Here is a 19,223-nt window from a genome sequence, read left to right as displayed (position 1 = left end):
GACGACCACCCGCCCGCCCCCACCGGACCGCCGGTCGGGGCCCAGCGCGGCCACCACCAGGCGACCGCGCCCCCTCCCGCAGGCCCACCGGTCGGCCCGGCGCCCCCTCCCGCCGGGCCTCCGTTCGGCCCGGCGCCGGCTCCTACCGGGCCTCCGTTCGGCCAGGCACCTCCACCTGCCGGGCCTCCGGTGGGTCGGGCCCCGGCTTCCGCCGGGCCTCCGTTCGGCCAGGCACCTCCACCTGCCGGGCCTCCGGTGGGTCGGGCCCCGGCTTCCGCCGGGCCTCCGGCCACCGAGCAGCCCCGTCGCCGGCCCGATCCCGAACGGTGGTACCAGCCCGGACAATCGGCGCCCGCGCAGGCGCCGCCCCCCTCCGGCACTGCCGCCCGTCACGCCGCCGTGCCCGACGGACCGCCGTCGACCGCCGCCGGGCCGTCCCGCGCCGGCCCCTCGCGGGCCGCGGTGCGCGGCACGGGTACCGCCCGGTTCCTCGCCGGCGCGGCCCGCGCCAACGCCGTCACCGGCATGAACACCCTCCGGGTGGAGCCCCGTCGCGCCGCTGACCGAGCCTCCGCCGCAGGTGATCCACCTCCGTTCCAACGCGTCGCAGCCCTGCCGCAGGTGGCACCCGACCACGCGCCCGTCGTCCGCCGCTGACCCGGCCCGACCCGCCCGAGACGAGTGGCATCGTCCGACTCCCGGTGCGGGCGGTCGAGTTCACGGCACGACCACGACCCCCGGCTGACCAACTGCACGGTGCCGCCACGGATGTGGCTGAATCGGAGCCGTGTGGGCCGACCGTGGGGATCGCCGACCCGTGCGCCGAGGCGCGATGCCGGCGCGGTGCGCCGCCGTGGCGGCGCGGGCGCACGGCCCGGCCCGCGGGGCGCATCCGGGCGACAAGCTGGTCGTACCACCCACCGGGGCGGCAATCGCGCCGGAACCGGACGCCCACAGGACCCGTCGCATCGCGACCACGACTGCTCACGGCGCCCGCGCACGCCGCGCACGGTGTGTGGAGACGGTCTCGCGGACCGGTCAATCCGGTCAGCTTCGACTCGGTCCCACGCCAAGAGCGCTAACGTCGTGTGAGGAGGTAATAGACTCGCTGCCGTTGAGGGGACGCGGACGATGAGCTACGGCGACGACTACGACGATGCGAGCGAGCGCGGAATCCCCTCGCAGACACGCACTCACTACCCGGACGAAGAGCCGGGTGACCGGGCGCGCCGAGGCGGTCCGACGCCCCGCCGGAACCTCACCACCATCGTCGGCGTCTTCCTGATCCTGATCGCCGCCATCGTCTTCGCCAACCGAGCGGGAGACGACGGCGCCACGGGCGGGGCAGCCGACGGCGACTCCTCCCGCAACCCGGGCCCCGCACCGACCGCCCCCAGTGGCGAGAGCCCCGTCGATTCCGCGGCGGACGGCATACCGAGCGGCTTCCCGCAGACCCAACAGGGAGCGGAGAGCGCCGCCGCCAACTACGCCGTCGCCCTCGGCGGTGAAGGCATGTTCGCCACCGACACGCGGCACAGCATCGTGGACGCGTTGTACGAACCGGATGCCGCGGAGCGACTCAAAGCCGCCCAGGACAGCGCGTACTCACAAGGCTTCCTGGAGCGACTCGGCCTGGACGGCAACGGGCAGGCCCCCGCCGGTATGACCTTCGTTTCCCGGACGGTGCCCGTCGGTACCACCGCGGTGGCATACGACGACGAGACCGCCACGGTCGAGGTCTGGTACACCGCACTCATCGGCATGGCGGGCGAGGGCTCCCGAGACCCGATCCGTACCGACTGGAAGACATGGACCTTCGACCTGTCGTGGACGGGCGAGGACTGGCAGGTCGTAGCCGACTCGCAGGTGGAGGGCCCCGCGCCCGTCCCCGGTGACCTGCGGGCGTCACCGGCCGACGAGATCGCCGATGCGGTGGGCGAGTTTGGGGGCTTCACCTATGCACGCTGACAACGCCCGGCGGCTGCGCACGGTCTCCTGGCTCTCCGGCGGCCTCCTCCTTGCCGGAGCGGCCACCGCCACGCGCGCCGTCGCTCAGGACGAGGAGACGGACGAGAACTGCGAACTCCTCAGTGGCCCGGCACTCGACTACTGCCTCGACGGTGACGGCGCGGGCGGAAGTGTGCAGACCCCGCGGCTCGACACCACGCTCGACCCGCTGGCGACACTCGCGCAGGGCTGCGCCGAGGCCGCGGGGTGGGTGGTGGACCAACTCTCGCGCGCCGTCAGCAACACCACCAACGTCGACTTCACCAACCCCGCCTTCCTCCGCCAGTACGCGGTGGTCTTCGCGGCCTCCACCGTCCTGACCCTGACGCTTTGGCTGCTCGCCGTCACCAAGCGGGCCGTGCGCGGCGTGCCGCTCACCACGGCGATCTCCGAGGCGGTCGGCTACCTCTGGCTGACGGTCATGGCCTCGGCGTTCACCCCGTTGATCCTCTACGTCATCGTTGCCGCGACCGACGGCGTCACCGAGGTGATCGCCTCCGGTGCGGGCGACAACTCCGACGCGTTCTTCGGCCAGTTCTCCGCCGCGCTCGAATCGGGCGAGGACATCGGCGGCGGCCCGATCATGCTGATCGTGGTCTCCTTGATCTCGATTCTCGCCGCAGGCGTGCTCTGGCTCGAACTCGTGATTCGAGCAGCGCTGTTGTACGTCGGCGCGCTGCTCGGCACCGCCGTGTACGCGGGGCTGGTCGACAAGAACCTCTGGGGCCACGTCCGCCGTTGGGCCGGGATCATGCTGGCGGTCATCCTGGTGAAGCCGGTCATCGTGATCGTGCTGGGACTCGCCTCGGCGCTGTCCACCGCCGAGGGGCCGACCGCGTTCTCCGCGGTCGTCTCCGGGCTCGCCATCATCATCCTCGCGATCTTCGCTTCGGCGATGATCTACCGCTTCGTTCCCGGCTTCGGCGACGACATCGTCAGCCACCGCTCGATGCGGCGCGACACCTCCAACCGCGCGGCGAGCGCGGCGATCGCCACCCCGGCGACCGTGCTGCGCCAGGGCATGGGGGCCCACGGCGCCCGCGGTGGCGGGGGCGGCGGGGGACAGTCCGGCGGGCAGGCGTCCGGCGGAGGGGCGCGGCCCACCAACCCGATGGCGGGCGGGATGGCCGCCCACGGTTCCCGCGGTGGGGGGGGCGGCGGCCGGTCCGGCGGCGACACCCGGCAGGGGGGTGACCGGTGACCGCGCCCCCGGTGTCGTTCCCCCGGCGACGCACCTACCTCATCGGCCGCGCCCGCCCCCATGCCATCATCGGCAAGAACCGGGAGACGGGCGAGCTCGCGCTCATCCTCCTCGGGGCCTTCCTGGGCATGATGAGCGGCATTCTGATCCCCGCGCTGATGCCCCGCCTGTTCGCTCTGGTGGGGTTCCCGGCGCTCGCACTGGCGGCGGTGTTCGTGCCGTACAACGGCCGTACGTTCTACAAGTGGTTCGAGATCAACCGGACGTTCCGGCGTACCCAGCGCCGCGGCGCGAGGTACCGGTCGTCCGCCGCCGAGGCGGGCATCTCGCTCGACGGCCGCGAGGTCGCCGTCGGAGCCCCGCCCGGGGTCGGCCGGGTCAGCTGGCTGGCCGCGCCGTTCGGCCCGGACGAGATCGCCGTGCTCCTTCACGCGGACCGCCGCACCGTGACCGCCGCCATCGAGATCGAGGGCCCCGGGGTCGGCCTGCGCGACAGCGAGGACCAGGAGGCGCTGGTCGACCGGTTCGGCACCCTCCTCAAGCACGTCGCCAACGGCGACGGGTTCGTGACCCGGCTCCAGATGCTGGCCCGCACCCTGCCCGCCGACCCCGACGCGCACGCCCACGACGTCTCCGAGCGCGGCGACTTCACCGCACCGAACTGGCTCCAGAACTCGTACGACCAACTTCAGTCGATGGTCTCCACCTCCAGCGAGCAGCACCGCGCCTACCTGGTCGCCTGCATGCGCCACAACGGGGACCTGGCCCACGAGGCCGCGACCATCGCCCGCGCCTCGCGCGCCGCCTCTCGCAGCGGCCGGGGCACACGCATGACGCAGGACGAGGCACTCGCCGTCGTCATGGCCCGCGAACTCACCGACATCTGCGCTCGGTTGGCCGAGGCGGACATCCGGGTGCGGCAGCCCCTCGGGGAGGCGCGGCTCTCCTCGCTGATCCACTCGATGTACGACCCGGACCACCCGATCGACCACATCCAGGCCATGTCGCAACGCAACGCCTGGCCGGCCGAACTCGACGCCAGGGAAGCGACGTTCCTGCGCGCCAAGACCCGCGAGTCGGTGACCCGGGCGCCCTGGTGCCACGCCACCGCCTGGGTCAAGGAATGGCCGCTGACACCCGTGGGCGTCAACTTCCTCGCGCCGCTGCTGGTCCACACGCCCGACGTCATCCGGACCGTCGCCGTCTGCATGGACCTGGAGCCCACCGACGTCGCCATCGAACGGATGCTGACGGAGAAGACCAACGACGAGGCGGAAGCAGCACGCGCGGCGAAGATGAACCGCACCGTCGACCCCCGTGACGTCGCCGCGCACAGCCGCGTCGACCAGCGCGGTGACGACCTCGCCTCCGGGGCCGCCGGCGTCAACATCGTGGGATACCTGACGGTCTCCTCGCCCAACCCCGAGGCGCTCGCTCGCGACAAGCGCACCATCCGCGCCTCGGCCGGCAAGTCCTACCTCAAGCTGGAGTGGTGCGACCGCGAGCACCACCGGGCGTTCGTCAACACCCTGCCGTTCGCGACGGGAATCCGGTGACGGGCCGCCCACGACCCGGCGCCGCACCGGGCGAAACCTTCCGCCGCGTACCCCCGCGCACCGCACCGCACCCCGGTCGGGCCGCGCCACCACGGACCCCAGGCGAGGAGGTACCCCCGTGCTGCCCCGTGACCCCATGTCGGCCCTCACCGACGCGTTCACCGGCATGCTGTTCGGGAAGGCCGAGACGACACGGCTGCCGGTCCGCACCTCCACCGGTCAGGCCCAGGCCGTCTACCTGCCGACGGCCGCGCCGGGCCTCGGCGACTCCGGCGTGATCATCGGCCGCGAGGTCTACAGCGGCAAGGGCTACATCTACGACCCGTTCCAGCTCTACGGTCAGCAACTCCCCGCCCCCCACTGGCTGGTGCTGGGCGAGTCCGGCAACGGCAAGTCCGCGCTGGAGAAGACCTACGTCCTGCGCCAACTGCGGTTCCGCGACCGCCAGGTCGTCGTTCTCGACGCCCAGGGCGAGGACGGCGTCGGCGAGTGGAACCTCATCGCCGAGGCACTCGGCATCACCCCCATCCGGCTCGACCCGATGGCTGCGCTCGAACAGTCCATCCGGCTCAACCCGCTCGACCCGGCGATCACCGCGACCGGTCAGCTCGCCCTGCTGCGGACGATCATCGAGGTGGCGATGGGCCGTGGCCTCAACGAGCGCTCCGGGTTCGCCCTGAAGGTCGCCCACGCCCACGTGGTGGAGACCGTCACGCACGACTCCGCGGGGCGCCAGCCGATCCTCTCCGACATCGTGGAACGGCTCCGCCATCCCCGGCCGGAGTCCGCGCACGCGATGAACGTCGCGCCGGAGGACGTCCGCGCCTGGGGGCTGGACGTCGCCCTCGTCCTCGACCGGCTGGTCGACGGCGACCTGCGCGGCATGTTCGACGGCCCCACCACCGTCGGCATCGACCTCGACGCACCGCTCACCGTGTTCGACCTCTCCCACATCGACCGCAACTCCATCGCCATGCCGATCCTGATGGCGATGGTCGGCGTGTGGCTGGAGCACACCTGGATCAGGCCCGACCGCAAGAAGCGGATCTTCCTCGTCGAAGAGGCCTGGCACATCATCAACTCGCCCTTCGTCGCACAGCTCTTCCAGCGGCTGCTGAAGTTCGGCCGCCGGCTCGGCCTGTCCTTCGTCGCGGTCGTCCACCACCTCTCCGACGTCGTCGACGGCGCGGCGGCCAAGGAGGCCGCCGCCATCCTGAAGATGGCCTCCACCCGCACCGTGTACGCGCAGAAATCCGACGAGGCCCGCGCGACCGGCCAGGTGCTGGGGCTGCCCCGCTGGGCCGTGGAGATCATCCCCACCCTCACCCCCGGCATGGCGGTATGGGACGTCAACGGCAACGTGCAGGTGGTCAAGCACCTCGTGACGGAGGCCGAGCGGCCCCTCGTCTTCACCGACCGCGCCATGACCGAGGGCTCCCCGCGTGTTCCCGCCGAGCTGGAGGAGGAACTGCCCCCGCTGGCGCTGGACGCGGGCCCGGTGTCGTTCGACAAGCGGTACACGCGGTGACCGTGGGAGGACCCGGCCGATGAGCCACCCGCAGAGCGGCCCCGACCCCTACGGGCCCGCCGATCCCTACGGCCCGGACGGGTACCGACCGCCCGCCGACCGCTACGGCTCCGGCGGCGCGCCGACCGGACGGCGGGGCGGCGGCGTCCCCGACGCCGCCATCGTCGGCTCCCTGGCGCTCGCCATCTCCGTCACCCTCCTCGTCTGGTCATCCACCGGCCTCGGCGGCCTGCTGCGTGCCGGTAGTTGGCCGGAGGGCGTCACCTTCACCAGTACCGCGGGCGCACTGCGTTCCCTCCTCACCGCTCCCGCCGACATCACCGCCGCCTGGCCGCAGGCCGACGCGACGGCGCTTCCCCCCGGCGGGGTCTTCTGGCTCATCTTCGCCGCCCAACTCGTCGTGGTCGGCGGGACGGTGCTCTGGTGCGCCGTCAGGATCGGCACCCGCCGGGCGCGACGCGCCGAAGGTCCCGGCCCGGGACGCCGCCCCGGCGGGGCGCGCAAGGCACCCAACGCTCCCGACCGCGGTTACCCGTACGCGGAGCACGGCCCCTCCGAGGGGAACGCCGGGTCGCCCGTCGGTGGTGTCGTCCCGACCGGGGCCGGGGCCGGGACCGCGACCTCCGACGCGTCGGACGCCGTGCTGACGGCCGGTCCCGCCGCCGTCGTCACCGACCCCGACGGCCGCCTCTACCGCGACACGGCCGCCCGGCGCTCCGACCACGGGCCGGTCCACCTCTACGACCCCGAACAGCTCACCGACACCCCCGTCCGGCTGCGGTGGGCGCCGCACCACGGCTGCGCGGACCACGTGGTGGCGCGGGCCCGCGCCACCGCGCTGCTGGCGCCGGTCCGCCCCTCCGCGCCCGTCTTCCAACTCGACGCGGAAACCGCCGAGACCGTCCTCCGCTGCTATCTCCACGCCGCCGCGCTCACCGGCGAACCGTTCACCACCGTCCACCGCTGGGCGCAGAGCAACTCCTCCGATCCCGCAGGCACCCTCCGCTCCCACCCCCGGGTGGCACCCGGCGCGTCCATGGAGCTGGAAGCCGCCCTCACCTCGCACCCGGAACGCCGCGACGCCGCCCTCGCCCTGATCAACCGGGCGCTCCACGGTCTGGAGGACCCGGCCGTCCGCCGGGCGTGCGCGCCCGGCAAGGCGGACGCGGCGGCGCTGGCCGAACTGCTGGAGACCGGCGGCACGCTGTACGTCGTCGGGCGCGGCCCCGCCACCCTGTCACTCCGCACCGCGCTGCTGCGAGCCGTCACCCCGCCCCTGACGCACGTGCCTGCCGGGCCGGCAGCCGTCGGGGGCCGCTGAGGCCCGTCCTCCGACGAACATCGACAGTCCGGCATCCCGGACGGCGCGGCGGTCCGGCGTCCCGGGTCGGCGCGGGCCCGGACCGCCCTGCCGGGCACGGCGCCACGGCGTCTCCCCGGGCGGCCGGGGGAGCACGTGTGGTCGGGGAGCGGCGGTCGGGCGCCGGTCGTGAGGCGCGTGTCGGGCGCCTGCGGCCGGCCGAGGGGGTCAGTCCTGAGCGGGGCGGGCGCGCACGTGCATGCGTTCCCCCTGGCGGCCGAACAGCCCGAGCAGCTCGACGGGGTGGTCGTCCGCGCTGCCGAACCAGTGCGGCAGACGGGTGTCGAACTCCGCCACCTCGCCCGCGCTCAGCACCAACTCCCGCTCACCCAGCAGCAGTCGCAACCGCCCGGCGAGAACGTAGATCCAGTCGTAGCCCTCGTGGGTCCGCTGCTCCGGGTTCTCCTCCCGTCCCCCGGCGATGATCATCTTGTACGCCTGCGGGGCGCCGGGTTGACGGGTCAAGGGCATGAAGGTGTGCGGCCCCATCTTCCGGGGACGCAACCGGACGCGCGGGTCCCCGGTCTCCGGAGCGCCGACCAGGTCGTCCAGGGCCACCCGGTGCGCACGGGCGATCGGCAGCAGTAGCTCCAGGGTGGCGCGGCGGCCACCCGACTCCAGCCGGGACAGCGTGCTCACGGAGATCCCGGTCGCCTCCGCCAGCGTGGCGAGGGTGACTTCGCGCTCCTCCCGCAGCTGCCGGAGCCGCGGGCCCACGCCCGCCAGGACGCGCCCGATCCCACCGTCGTCCCGGTCGTCCCGCCCGTAGGGGCCTTGGGATCCGCCCGGGGTCTGCCGCGTCCCGGAGCCCACCGGGGGCTCGGTGCTCTGGGAGGTCCCGGTGCCGCCCGGCGGCGGATCGTCTGTGCGGCGCGCGGAAGTGTTCATGCCCCCATGCCACCCGTTCCTCCCGAGAACGGCAACTCCTGTTGCCGATCCCGCCCGCGGCCCCGGCCGACCGGCCGGCGGTCGAGCCGCCCGGCGACCCGGTGCCGGCCGCCGTCCTACCGGCCCCGGAACTTCTCCCGCCACTCGGGAGCAGGGTCGCTCCCGGGAAACGTCCAGTACTCACGGCCCTCGGCGATGACGCCCCCGCGCACGGTCCAGAACGAGACCGCGCGGAAGGTGCCCACGCCCTCCTGCTCCACCTCGACCTCCGAGACCACCTGCCCGGTCTCGGCCACCACCCGCAGCACCCGGATCGACCAGCCCTCCGGGTACTCGCGGTTCACCCCGACGAAGTTCTCCCGACCCGCGAACACCTCACGCGACACCGGCCACTCCACCGTGACGTCCTCCGCCAACAGCTCGGCGACCCCGTCCCACTCACGCCGCTGCATCCGTTCCCACAGTTCTCGCACCACGTCCGCGTCCGTCACACCACGGAGCCTGCCACGAGCCACTGACAACCACCAGGAGCACCCGAGCACCCGCACGGGCGCCTGCGGACGGCGGCAGGGCCTCAGCCCGATCGGTCGGTCGCGCCGGTGGCGGAGCGTCGCGGGCCCCCTGCCGCTCCTTCGGCCGCTCCGCCGGGTGGTTCGGAGAGCGTCATCTCCACCGTCCGGCGTTCCGGGCACCGCGGGTCGGGAACCATCCTGCCGGTGGGGCGGAAGCCCAGGCGCCGGTAGAACCGGGCGGCGCGTGCGTTGTCCTCGTGCACGTCCAGCCGCACCTCGCGCCTGCCCGCCCATGCGACGGCGGCGGCCAGCAGGTCCTCGGCGACTCCGGTGCCGCGCTGGGCGGGCAGGAGGAACACCCCGACCACGTGGACGTGGCCGCCCTCGGTCAACAAGGCCGTGGCCATGCCGACCCAGTCGCCGTCGCTGCCGCGCTCGACGACGAACGTGGTGCGCAGCAGGTGCGAGGCGGCTCGCTGCCGCCAGCCTTCGGGCGAGCGGTCGAGCGCCTCCTGGATCGGCTCGAAGAAGGAGACGGGGGCGGCGGGATCCCGCAACGCGCTCAGCCGCAACTCCCGGTAGCGCTGCCAGTCGTCGCCCCGGCTCGCTCGCAGCTGGTACTCCATACGGTTGATGCTGTCAGCAGGCCGGACGGCCCGCAACGGCGACCCGCGCGGCATGGGGTGGGCGACGCCGTGCGCGGGTGCGGCGCCTGCTCACCCGCAGGGCTCACTCCTGCGGGTGAGCACGTTGTCCACAGTCGGTGAGTTGTCCACAGTTCTCCGGCCTCGGTCGCCTGATCAGCAGGGTTTGGGGTCTCATGGAGTCACCGCCGATCGTCCGGCGGCAGCCGGGCCCGAGTCGTCGGCAGCGGTGAGGTGCGGCCGGCAGGTGGCGTGAGGCGGGCGTGGTGGCGGGTGCGGGGCGGGGCGGTGACGGGTGGCCGTGATCGGGTTCGAGGTGCGGGGGAGAGGTGGCGGCGGGTGCGTGGGGTGTGCGGCTCGCCCCGCCCTCCGGTGAGGTGTGCGCGGTGGCCGGGTTCGAGCGCGTCGCGGTGTGGACGCCCCCTGGCGTGCGGTGGCTCCACGGGCTCGATTCCCATGATCCACAGGCCGCGCGGTGACGGGCGCCGGGTTTGCGGGAATTTGGGGGTGTGAACAAGTGCGTTATCCACAGGCGAACTGCTCGCCCTGTGGGTAACTCGACTTCCCGTCCGCGGAGTTGGGTCGCCGCGACGGGGCAGTGGTCGGGACCCGAAGCAGCCCGGCCGACGAGGGCAGCGAGGTCCGCGACGCGATCGGCTACGGACACTACGCAGGCGGACAACCGGGAGGGACCGGGGAGGGGAGGGGGAGGCCCCCCCCCGCGTGACCGGCTCTCTCCGTTGCGGTGGCAGCGGAGGCGGAAGCGGCAGGGGGCGCGGGTATCGCGACCCCTGCCCCGCCCCGGGCCGGTCGTCGGGGCACGGCGCCGCACGACACGGGCAGGGTCGGCGTCCACGTCTCCGGGGCCGAGACCCACGGCGTCGGTGGGCGGGTCACGCCTGACCGGGCTCACCGCCGTCGCAGGCCCGGGCCCTGGGCACGGTGCGGGCCCCCACCTGGTCCGGACCGCCGGCCGGACCCGCCCGGACACGGTGGGGGACCGCCCGGCCCGGCCTGCCCGGACCCGGCACCGGACCGCCCGGCCCCCGCCACGAAACGGCGCCGGACCGCCCGGCCTGGGCCAGGCCCTGGCCGACGTCCGTCAGGCGCTGGGCGCGACCTTGCTGAGGCCGTTGATCACGCGGTCCATGGCGTCGCCGCCGCGCGGATCGGTCAGGTTGGCCAGCATCTTGAGGGTGAACCGCATCAGCATCGGGTGGCTGAGGCCCCGGTCGGTGGCGAGCTTCATGACCTTCGGGTTGCCGATCAGCTTCACGAAGGCCCGGCCGAGCGTGTAGTAGCCCCCGTAGGTCTCCTGAAGCACCTTGGGATAGCTGCGCAGCGCGAGTTCCCGCTGCTCCGGCGTCCTGCGGGCGTGGGCCTGCGTGATGACCTCGGCGGCGATGGAGCCCGACTCCATGGCGTACGCGATGCCCTCGCCGTTGAACGGGTTGACCAGACCACCGGAGTCGCCGACGAGCATCAGCCCGCGGCTGTAGTGCGGTTTGCGGTTGAACGCCATCGGCAGCGCGGCGCCGCGGATCGGCCCGGTCATGTTCTCCGGCGTGTAGCCCCACTCCTCCGGCATGGAGGCGCACCAGGCCTTGAGGACCTCGCGCCAGTCCAGCTCGCGGAAGGCGTTGGAGCTGTTGAGGATGCCCAGCCCCACGTTGGAGGTGCCGTCGCCCATGCCGAAGATCCACCCGTAGCCGGGGAGCAGCCGCGGGTCGTCGCCGCGCCGGTCCCACAGCTCCAGCCAGGACTCCAGGTAGTCGTCGTCGTGGCGCGGCGAGGTGAAGTAGGTGCGGACGGCTACGCCCATCGGGCGGCGGTCGTCGCGGTGGAGCCCCATCGCGAGCGAGAGCCGGGAGGAGTTGCCGTCTGCGGCGATGACGACGGGGGCGCGGAAGGTGACGGGCCGCTTCTCCTCGCCGAGCTTGGCCGTCACGCCGGTCATCCGACCGGTGCGGTCGTCCAGGAGCGGCCCGGAGACGTTGCAGCGCTCGTGGAGCCGGGCGCCCGCCTTCTGGGCCTGGCGGGCGAGCTGCTCGTCGAAGTCGTCCCGCTTGCGGACCAGTCCGTAGTCCGGGTAGCTGGCAAGTTCGGGCCAGTCCAGCTGGATGCGCTGGCCGCCGCCGATGATGCGGAGCCCCTTGTTGCGCAGCCAGCCGGCCTCCTCGGAGATGTCGATGCCCATCGACACCAGCTGCTTGGTGGCGCGCGGCGTGAGGCCGTCGCCGCAGACCTTCTCGCGGGGGAAGGCGGTCTTCTCCAGGAGCAGGACGTCCAGCCCCGACCGGGCGAGGTGGTAGGCGGCGGCGGAGCCGCCGGGCCCCGCCCCGACGACGATCACGTCCGCGCGGTCCTCTGCGGTGTTGTCCGGCGCCGTGGTCGGCTCGGTCGGCTCGGTCACGTGCGGCTCTCCGATCGTTGCAGGGGGATGGTCCCCGAGTCTGAGTACGGACCGGACGTCCGGCCTTACGGCACGGCCGCCCGGCGCGGTCCCGGGCGGCGCCCGGGACCGCGGTGGTCAGGCCGCTTCGTCGGCCGCGGGCCGGTCGGCGGGTGCGGGCTTCACACCGCGGTGGAGGGTGACGATGCCGCCCGAGAGGTTGCGCCAGGCGACGGACGTCCAGCCGGCGCGCTGGAGGTCTCGGGCGAGCCCCGGCTGGTCCGGCCAGGAGCGGATGGACTCCGCCAGGTACACGTAGGCGTCGGGGCTGCTCGACACCTTGCGCGCCACCGGCGGCAGCGCCCGCATCAGGTACTCGCTGTATACGGTGCGGAGCGGGGCCCAAGTGGGGTGGGAGAACTCGCAGATCACGAGTCGCCCGCCGGGGCGGGTCACGCGCAGCATCTCACCGAGGGCGGCGTCGACGTCCTGCACGTTGCGCAGGCCGAAGGAGATGGTGACGGCGTCGAACACCCCGGCCGCGAACGGCAGTCTGGTGGCGTCCCCCGCCGTGAAGGGCATCCAGGGGACGCGGCGGCGGCCCTCGGCCAGCATGCCCTGGCTGAAGTCGCAGGGCACCGTGTAGGCGCCGGCGTCGGCGAACGGGAGGGACGAGGTTCCGGTGCCGGCCGCCAGGTCCAGCACCCGCTGTCCGGGGCGGGCGCCGACGGCGTCGGCCACCGCCTTGCGCCAGCGGCGGTTCTGGCCCAGGGCCAGCACGTCGTTGGTGAGGTCGTACTTCGCGGCCACCGCGTCGAACATGGCGGCGACCTCGCTCGGCTGCTTGTCCAGGGAAGCGCGGGTCACTCGGTCATTGTCGCGCGTCGGGCGGGCCGGTATGCGGCGGGGTGGCCGGGCGAGCCGCCACCAGCGGGGGCGCGCGGCCGACCTGCGCGTGCGCCCCTGGGCTCCGCCGGTGGGGGCGGCGGGGCGTGTGAGGTCGTCCCGTCCGATGCGCCGATGGTCATGTTGTAGCGTTCGTCCGCGTGCCGTCACGTCGTACGCCTGCCAGTGCCCGTCGCCTCGCCCGGCTCCGTCGGACGATTCTGGTGCTGTGCCTGCTGGTCGGGGCCTCCGTCGCGGTGATCGCGACCCGGGGTGCCGAGGACGTCGAGGTCGTCGACGACGCCCGGGGGCCGACGGGCGGGGAGGCGGACGACGAGGAGGACGAGCCGCTGGCCTCCGCCACGCAGCGCCCCTCGCCGCCGCCCATACCCGTGCCCGACTCGGGTCCCGGCACCTTCACCACCGCGGCGGCCGACGCCGCGCCGGTCGGGAACCCCGACGGCACGCTCTACCGGTACCGGGTCCAGGTGGAGGACGGCATCGAGCTCGACGCCGAGACCGCCGCGGCCGAGGTGCACGCGATCCTCGGCCACCAGCGAGGCTGGACCAACGACGGCGACAGCGCTTTTGAGCTGGTCGCGGACGACGAGACCGACCTCAACGTCATCATCGCCACCCCGGGAACGGTGGACGAGCTCTGCGGGCGCTGGGGACTGGACACCAAAGGTGAGGTCAACTGCCGCGTCGACGACGACGTGGTCGTCAACCTCCTCCGCTGGGTGGAGGGTTCGCCGCAGTTCGACGGACCGATCCGCGAGTACCGTGCGCTGGTCATCAACCACGAGGTCGGCCACCGCATCGGTCACGGACACTCGGGATGCCCGGGTGAGGGGATGCCGGCCCCCGCGATGATGCAGCAGATCAAGGGCCTCGACGGGTGCGTCGCGAACGCCTGGCCCTACGACGAGGACGGGGAGTACATCGACGGCCCCTGGGTGCCCTGACCGTCCTCTCCGCCCGACCGCCGTCCCGCCCACCGCACCGTCGGGTGCCGTCGGGCCGTCCCCGGGCACCGCACTCACCCCGCGGCGGCTCCGGGGCCGTCCCGCCCGACCACGCCGTCGGCCGCCCGGGACACCGGCGTTCAGGAAAGGTAGCGCTGGACCTCGGTCGCGGGCCGCACCCGCGCCTCGTCAGGGTTCTCGCCGAACTCGATCTTCGCCCGGCGCTGCCGCAGCAGGTCCCAGCACTGGTCCAGCTCCTGCTGGATTCCCGCCAGCCGCACGCGCTCCGCGTCGCCCTCACGGGTCGCATCGGTGAGCCGCTCCCGCAGCGTCCGTTCCGTGTCGACGAGTTCCCGGACGCGGGTGAGGATCTCACGCTGTCCGTCGTCGCTGCCCTGCTCGGCTTCCATCACCGCCACCTCCTCGCACCTCAGGCTAGGTGCCGCGCCCGACGGCCGCGATCGGGAGCGTGTGCGGGCGGGCGCTCACGGGCGGGCGCTCGCCGCCGAACCGAGCGGCGGCCGGTGGCGGACGGTCCGCAGGCACGGAGCGGCCCGCGCCCGTGCAACCGCACCGGATTCGTTGCCTCGCCGTGATGTCGCGATGTGCGTGCCTTGTTACCCTGCCGCGATGCGACGCCTCCGAGTCCTCCCCGCAGCCCTGCTCCTGGCCGCTCTCCCGCTGACCGCGTGCGGGTCGGGGGGTGACGACGACGAGACCGCCGACGCGGACCGCGCGGGCTCCGCCGACTCCGCGGACGAGCCGGACGGTTCCGACCACTCGGACGACGCCGACTCGGACGACGCCGACGCCGACGACGAGGACGGCGCCGACAGCGGGGGCACCGACGAGGGAGAGTCCGGCGGCGAGGACGACGGCGCCGGCAGCGACGACACCGACGACGCCGCTTCGTCCGGCGGCGGTTCGGGAGGCGGCAAGGGCCCGTCCGTCGAGGACGTCGCCGCCTCCTACGAGGACTGCTCCGACGTCGAGCCGCTGGTCGCGGACTTCGTGGGGAACCTGCCCCTGGAAGGCCGCACCAGTTCGGACGACGCCACCGTCTGCAACTGGGAGCGCGCCGACGTCAGCGACGTGGCGGACGTGGCCGCCTTCAGCGTCTCCATCGAACGCGGGCCGGGCGAGTCCACGCCGATCGACCTGTTCGCCGACGAGGACATGCTGGAGGTCGTCCCGGACCGCGCAGTGGAGGCCGCGGGCGGCGTCGCCTACGCCGTGGTGGTGGACACCGGCGGCGTCACCATGGTCGCCTCGACCGTCCAACTCCCCGATGTGCAGGTGACCACCGTCAGCAGCAGCGCCGGATCGCTGCCGGAGATGTCGGCCCAGGACGGCGTCGACATCTCCAAGAAGATCCTCGACATCGGCTGACCCGGAAGCGCCCCGCATCGGGGCGCGGCAGGGCGCCGTCAGGACGCCCCACCCGCCACCCGGCCGTCGCGACCGGACGCACCGCCGTCCCGTCGAACGCGCCGTCCGACCGGCCGGCAGTGGGGCTCATCGTGCCGTGGATCGGCCGCGGTGGTTCAGGTCGCCGACGTGCCGGCGGCCGTGGGGCGCGCGGCGATCCGCTGCCGAGCCGCCTCGTACAGCACCACGCTCGCGGCGTTCGCCGCGTTCAGCGAACTGGCCGAGCCGGTCATCGGGATCGACACCGCCTCGTCGCACAACTCGCGCCAGGCCGGGCTCAGGCCGGCGGTCTCGTTGCCGACGGCCAGCAGCACCGGGCGGGTCAGGTCGCAGGAGAAGACGTCGGTGTCGCCGTCCTCGTCCGTCCCGATCACGGTGACGGCGGTGCCCGCGGCGCGGGCCTGGTCCAGCCAGGCCGCGACCTCCCGGTGCCCCGGCGCCCGGACGGTCGGCAGCCCGAAGAGCGAACCCGTGCTCGCACGGACCGACTTGGGGTCGTAGACATCGGCCGCGTGACCGGTCACGACCACGCCGTGGGCGCCGAAGGAGTCGGCGGACCGGATGACGGAGCCGACGTTGCCGGGGCTGGTGGGCCGATCGAACGCCACCCCGAGGAACTCCGGGCCCACCGGGATGCGGGAGAAGTCGTCCGGCGGCATCTCGACCACGGCCAGCAGCTCGGTGCCGTCCTCCCGCTCCCCCAACTCGGCAAGCAGGTCGGGGGACATCGCCCAGCTCTCGGCCGGGGTCGAGGCCAGCAGGTCGCGGGCCCAGGCGGACAGCCGCCGGTCCGCGTCGTACACCAACGCCCGCACCGTCCAGCCCTGTTCGACGGCGAGCGTGACGGGGCGCACGCCGTGCACCAGGAACTCCCGCCCCCGGTGCCGCTTGGAGCGGTTGCCGAGCAGCGCCTGCCACTGCTGGAAGCGGGCGTTGCGGGTGGTGATGCGGCGTGGGGCCACGGTCGTCCTTGTCATCGGGGAGAGCCGCCGGGGCGGCGTACCGCCGCCGTCGGGCGGCGGCCACGCGGCTGCCGCCCGACGGCGCACCGGCCGGTGAGGCCGGTCGAGCGGGGGTCAGCCCGCGTCGATCAGCTTCAGCTCCGGGTGCGCGGTGCCGCCGTCGATCGCGGTGCTGGACAGGTGCGAGACGACGCGGTCGTCCACCGGGTCCTGCGCCGGGTCGTCGTGGACGACGAGGTGCTCGTAGGTGGTGGCCCGCTGCGCCGGGACCCGGCCCGCGGCGCGGATCAGGTGCAGCAGCTCCATGCGGTTGGAACGGTGCTTGGCACCCGCGGAGGAGACGACGTTCTCCTCCAGCATGACCGAGCCCAGGTCGTCGGCGCCGTAGTGCAGCGACAGCTGGCCGACCTCCTTGCCGGTGGTGAGCCAGGAGCCCTGGATGTGGGCGACGTTGTCGAAGAAGATCCGCGCGATGGCGATCATCCGCAGGTACTCGAAGAGCGTCGCCTGGGTCCGGCCGCGCAGCTTGTTGTTCTGCGGCTGGTACGTGTACGGGATGAAGGCGCGGAAGCCGCCGGTGCGGTCCTGCACGTCGCGGATCATCCGCAGGTGCTCGATGCGCTCGGCGTTGGTCTCGCCGGTGCCCATCAGCATGGTGGAGGTGGACTCCACCCCCATGGTGTGCGCCGCCTCCATGATCTCCAGCCAGCGCTCGCCCGACTCCTTGAGCGGGGCGATGGCCTTGCGCGGTCGCGCGGGCAGCAGCTCGGCGCCCGCCCCCGCGAAGGAGTCCAGCCCCGCCTCGTGGATGCGGCGGATCGCCTCCTGGGGCGTGACGTCGGAGATCCGCGCCATGTGCTCCACCTCGGAGGCCCCGAGCGAGTGGATCACCAGCTGCGGGAACGCCTCCTTGATGGCACGGAAGTGGCGCTCGTAGTACTCGACACCGAAGTCGGGGTGGTGGCCGCCCTGGAACATGATCTGGGTGCCGCCCAGCTCCACCGTCTCCGCGCAGCGCCGCAGGATGTCGTCGAGGTCCCGGACCCAGACGTCCTCGCTCTTGGGCGCGACGTAGAAGGCGCAGAACTTGCACGCCGTGACACAGGAGTTGGTGTAGTTGATGTTCCGCTCGATGATGTACGTGGCGATGTGCTCCGTGCCGGCGTAACGCCGGCGGCGCACCGCGTCGGCGGCGCGGCCGAGCGCGTGCAGCGGGGCGTGCCGGTACAGCTCCAGCGCTTCCTCGGCGCTGATCCGGCCGCCGTCGGCGGCACGGTCGAGCGTGGACTGGAGCTCGGCGCTGAAGGCCATGGTCGGTCCCCTCCGCGGGTTGCTGAAGACCGGACCAGCGTACGCCCCCGCCCCGGTGGCTCCGGCGTCAGCGTCGCCGGGGGCCGTCGCCGAGGCCGGCGCGGCACGGACCCGCTCCTGGAAAGGGACGGCCACCGGTGCCGCGCGCGGCCCGTCAGCTCTTGATCACGTGGGCTACGCCCGTGACGAACGCCTGGAAGCTGGTCGAGCTGTTCCTGGCTCCGTCCAGGTGCGGTCCCACGCGCTCAGCCCAGAGCGGCTTGGCGGCGACGCGGATACCGCCGGCCGCCAGGACCCGTTCGAAGGCGTCGGAGCACTTTCCGACGGCGGCGTCCGGATTGGTGCGGTACGTGCGCGGTGGCTGTTGTGCCACCTTGGGGGAGCCGAGTCGCACGGCTTCCCAGTCTCCGAAGCACCACGCTTCGAGCTCGCGGATCGCCACCCGGTTCAGCACGTTGAAAGGACGTCCGGCAGCCGCGTCGCGTCGCGGCACCAGGCCGGCGGCTCGTGCGTGGTCGTCGAGCCGGCGCTTGAGCTCTCCGCAGTCGTCGTCCTGGTCGACGAGCACGGCCACGCGGGGGTCGTCGCCCCGCTTCCGCGTGGCCGCGTATCCGCTCAGCCGCTGGGGGAGCTTCTTGAGCAGATCCGGCTTGCCACGAAAGGCGTGCAGGGCAACCGTTGCCCCGGCCTCGTCCGCCAGACCGGAGAGGAGCGGATGGAGGGCGTGCTTGGCCGACTGCTCCTCCACGAGCACTTCCCGTCTTACCCCTGTGCCTGTCGGGCGCCGACGCTACTGGCCTACGCGTGCGAGCGGGCCCTCGGCGCCCTCGCGGATGTCGGTGCTGAACTCCATCACGTCCTCCTGGCCGGTGCCGAGGAAGATCTGGAACGGCTCCTCCTCGCAGGTGCCCGCGGTGGACTCCTCGGGGACGACCTCCGCGTCGAGGACGATCTCGGTCTCCGTGACCCGGTCGAGGGTGAGCCGGTCCACACAGCTGCTGATGGGGATCAGCGGCGTGTGCACGAGCATGCCCACCACCTCGCCGGGGGAGCCGGGTTCGAGGGTGATGGTGATGGTCCCCGAGGGGAGGCCGCCCATGAACGTCGTCTCGCCCTCCCACACACCGGCGTGGACCTCGCGGACCGTGCCGTCGTGCCCCTCCGCCGGGTCGGCCGCCTCGCTGCCGTTGTCGGCGTTGTCGGCGTCGTCGGCCGGGTCCGGGACGGCGGAGGCGTCCGACGAGCCGTTCTCGTCGGAGCTGAGCAGCAGGTAGCCGCCGAACACCGCCCCGGCGGCCAGCACACCGGCCAGGGCACCGAGCAGCGGACCGCGCAGGCGGCGGGGCCCGCCGGTTCGGGTCGGGGACGTGGCGGTAGCCGCACCGGTGAGGGCACCCGGGTCGGCGGGCGCCCCCGGTGACCGGCTGTCGAGAGGGGGACCGGCGGGCGGACAGGGGCCCGCCACCGGCGCGGGACGGGCGTACCCGGCGGGGGTGTACGGGCCGTACGGCCCGCCCGGGGCGTCGGCCGGCCGGCCCGGCGGGCCGAACCCGCCCATCCTCGGGGCGGTCCCCGCGCCACCCC

General features: G+C 73.5%; 16 protein-coding genes and 1 pseudogene. 7 read left to right on the top strand and 10 right to left on the bottom strand.

Annotation, left to right across the window (positions count from 1 at the left end):
- Positions 1–1,131 precede the first annotated feature (1,131 nt).
- From HCJ92_RS12945 to HCJ92_RS12925, 5 genes are all read left to right on the top strand, one after another.
- Positions 1,132–1,968, top strand: coding sequence for a hypothetical protein (locus HCJ92_RS12945; protein ID WP_167933708.1), 837 nt, complete (start codon positions 1,132–1,134; stop codon positions 1,966–1,968).
- A complete protein-coding gene (locus HCJ92_RS12940) occupies positions 1,958–3,208 on the top strand; it encodes a hypothetical protein (RefSeq protein ID WP_167933707.1) in 1,251 nt (416 codons plus the stop codon). The genes HCJ92_RS12945 and HCJ92_RS12940 overlap by 11 nt, the downstream gene beginning before the upstream one ends.
- Positions 3,205–4,764: an SCO6880 family protein gene (locus HCJ92_RS12935; RefSeq protein WP_167933706.1), complete on the top strand. Its 1,560-nt coding sequence runs from the start codon at positions 3,205–3,207 to the stop codon at positions 4,762–4,764. Before HCJ92_RS12940 ends, HCJ92_RS12935 begins: the two co-directional genes overlap by 4 nt.
- A gap of 136 nt (positions 4,765–4,900) precedes the next feature.
- Positions 4,901–6,292: an ATP-binding protein gene (locus HCJ92_RS12930; protein ID WP_167933709.1), complete on the top strand. Its 1,392-nt coding sequence runs from the start codon at positions 4,901–4,903 to the stop codon at positions 6,290–6,292.
- 19 nt (positions 6,293–6,311) lie between these two features.
- Complete coding sequence (locus HCJ92_RS12925; protein WP_167933705.1) at positions 6,312–7,613, top strand: type IV secretory system conjugative DNA transfer family protein; 1,302 nt, start codon at positions 6,312–6,314, stop codon at positions 7,611–7,613.
- A gap of 207 nt (positions 7,614–7,820) precedes the next feature.
- On the opposite strand, the gene HCJ92_RS12920 is transcribed toward HCJ92_RS12925, so the two are convergent.
- The 5 genes from HCJ92_RS12920 to HCJ92_RS12900 form a co-directional block, all read right to left on the bottom strand.
- Positions 7,821–8,540, bottom strand: a complete 720-nt coding sequence (locus tag HCJ92_RS12920) for a helix-turn-helix domain-containing protein (protein WP_167933704.1) — start codon at positions 8,538–8,540, stop codon at positions 7,821–7,823.
- 116 nt (positions 8,541–8,656) lie between these two features.
- Positions 8,657–9,031, bottom strand: coding sequence for a nuclear transport factor 2 family protein (locus tag HCJ92_RS12915; RefSeq protein WP_167933703.1), 375 nt, complete (start codon positions 9,029–9,031; stop codon positions 8,657–8,659).
- Positions 9,032–9,114: 83 nt separating this feature from the next.
- Complete coding sequence (locus HCJ92_RS12910; protein WP_245240827.1) at positions 9,115–9,678, bottom strand: GNAT family N-acetyltransferase; 564 nt, start codon at positions 9,676–9,678, stop codon at positions 9,115–9,117.
- Between the two features lie 1,120 nt (positions 9,679–10,798).
- Positions 10,799–12,109, bottom strand: coding sequence for a geranylgeranyl reductase family protein (locus tag HCJ92_RS12905; RefSeq protein ID WP_167933701.1), 1,311 nt, complete (start codon positions 12,107–12,109; stop codon positions 10,799–10,801).
- Positions 12,110–12,226: 117 nt separating this feature from the next.
- The gene (locus HCJ92_RS12900) at positions 12,227–12,955 is read right to left on the bottom strand and encodes a demethylmenaquinone methyltransferase (RefSeq protein WP_167933700.1); all 729 of its coding nucleotides are present in this window, start codon (positions 12,953–12,955) and stop codon (positions 12,227–12,229) included.
- A gap of 242 nt (positions 12,956–13,197) precedes the next feature.
- Between HCJ92_RS12900 and HCJ92_RS12895 the strand changes: the two genes are divergently transcribed.
- On the top strand, positions 13,198–13,938 hold the full coding sequence (locus HCJ92_RS12895; protein WP_338054152.1) for a DUF3152 domain-containing protein: 741 nt from the start codon (positions 13,198–13,200) through the stop codon (positions 13,936–13,938).
- A gap of 140 nt (positions 13,939–14,078) precedes the next feature.
- On the opposite strand, the gene HCJ92_RS12890 is transcribed toward HCJ92_RS12895, so the two are convergent.
- Entirely contained in the window at positions 14,079–14,348 is a 270-nt protein-coding gene (locus tag HCJ92_RS12890) for a DUF2630 family protein (RefSeq protein ID WP_167933698.1), read from the bottom strand.
- 220 nt (positions 14,349–14,568) lie between these two features.
- Here HCJ92_RS12890 and HCJ92_RS12885 point away from each other — a divergent pair, with 220 nt between their 5' ends.
- Positions 14,569–15,327, top strand: coding sequence for a hypothetical protein (locus HCJ92_RS12885; protein ID WP_167933697.1), 759 nt, complete (start codon positions 14,569–14,571; stop codon positions 15,325–15,327).
- Between the two features lie 155 nt (positions 15,328–15,482).
- Here the strand turns inward: HCJ92_RS12885 and HCJ92_RS12880 are convergent, their stop codons facing one another.
- The 4 genes and pseudogenes from HCJ92_RS12880 to HCJ92_RS24345 all read right to left on the bottom strand — a co-directional run.
- Positions 15,483–16,343 carry an RNA methyltransferase gene (locus tag HCJ92_RS12880; RefSeq protein ID WP_167933696.1) on the bottom strand — a complete coding sequence of 287 codons (861 nt, stop codon included), beginning with the start codon at positions 16,341–16,343 and terminating at the stop codon, positions 15,483–15,485.
- Between the two features lie 99 nt (positions 16,344–16,442).
- The gene (mqnC, locus tag HCJ92_RS12875) at positions 16,443–17,639 is read right to left on the bottom strand and encodes a cyclic dehypoxanthinyl futalosine synthase (protein ID WP_167933695.1); all 1,197 of its coding nucleotides are present in this window, start codon (positions 17,637–17,639) and stop codon (positions 16,443–16,445) included.
- A 154-nt stretch (positions 17,640–17,793) separates the two neighbouring features.
- Positions 17,794–18,387, bottom strand: coding sequence for a DUF4276 family protein (locus tag HCJ92_RS12870; RefSeq protein WP_167933694.1), 594 nt, complete (start codon positions 18,385–18,387; stop codon positions 17,794–17,796).
- A gap of 42 nt (positions 18,388–18,429) precedes the next feature.
- Positions 18,430–19,223 (bottom strand): annotated as a pseudogene (locus HCJ92_RS24345) (hypothetical protein); the annotation flags it as partial.

Source organism: Streptomyces spiramenti (assembly GCF_012034385.1).
Taxonomy (GTDB): Bacteria; Actinomycetota; Actinomycetes; order Streptomycetales; family Streptomycetaceae; genus Streptomyces; species Streptomyces spiramenti.
Note: the sequence above shows the minus strand (reverse complement) of the source record. Positions and strands in the feature narration are given on the sequence as shown.

Bases quoted from the DNA above. Each gene is read 5' to 3' on its own strand.
- HCJ92_RS12910 (WP_245240827.1), bottom strand. From the start codon at position 9,678: ATGGAGTACCAGCTGCGAGCGAGCCGGGGCGACGACTGGCAGCGCTAC.
- HCJ92_RS12890 (WP_167933698.1), bottom strand. From the start codon at position 14,348: ATGGAAGCCGAGCAGGGCAGCGACGACGGACAGCGTGAGATCCTCACC.
- HCJ92_RS12945 (WP_167933708.1), top strand. From the start codon at position 1,132: ATGAGCTACGGCGACGACTACGACGATGCGAGCGAGCGCGGAATCCCC.
- HCJ92_RS12920 (WP_167933704.1), bottom strand. From the start codon at position 8,540: ATGAACACTTCCGCGCGCCGCACAGACGATCCGCCGCCGGGCGGCACC.
- HCJ92_RS12925 (WP_167933705.1), top strand. From the start codon at position 6,312: ATGAGCCACCCGCAGAGCGGCCCCGACCCCTACGGGCCCGCCGATCCC.
- HCJ92_RS12940 (WP_167933707.1), top strand. From the start codon at position 1,958: ATGCACGCTGACAACGCCCGGCGGCTGCGCACGGTCTCCTGGCTCTCC.
- HCJ92_RS12930 (WP_167933709.1), top strand. From the start codon at position 4,901: ATGTCGGCCCTCACCGACGCGTTCACCGGCATGCTGTTCGGGAAGGCC.
- HCJ92_RS12880 (WP_167933696.1), bottom strand. From the start codon at position 16,343: ATGACAAGGACGACCGTGGCCCCACGCCGCATCACCACCCGCAACGCC.
- mqnC (WP_167933695.1), bottom strand. From the start codon at position 17,639: ATGGCCTTCAGCGCCGAGCTCCAGTCCACGCTCGACCGTGCCGCCGAC.
- HCJ92_RS12885 (WP_167933697.1), top strand. From the start codon at position 14,569: ATGCGACGCCTCCGAGTCCTCCCCGCAGCCCTGCTCCTGGCCGCTCTC.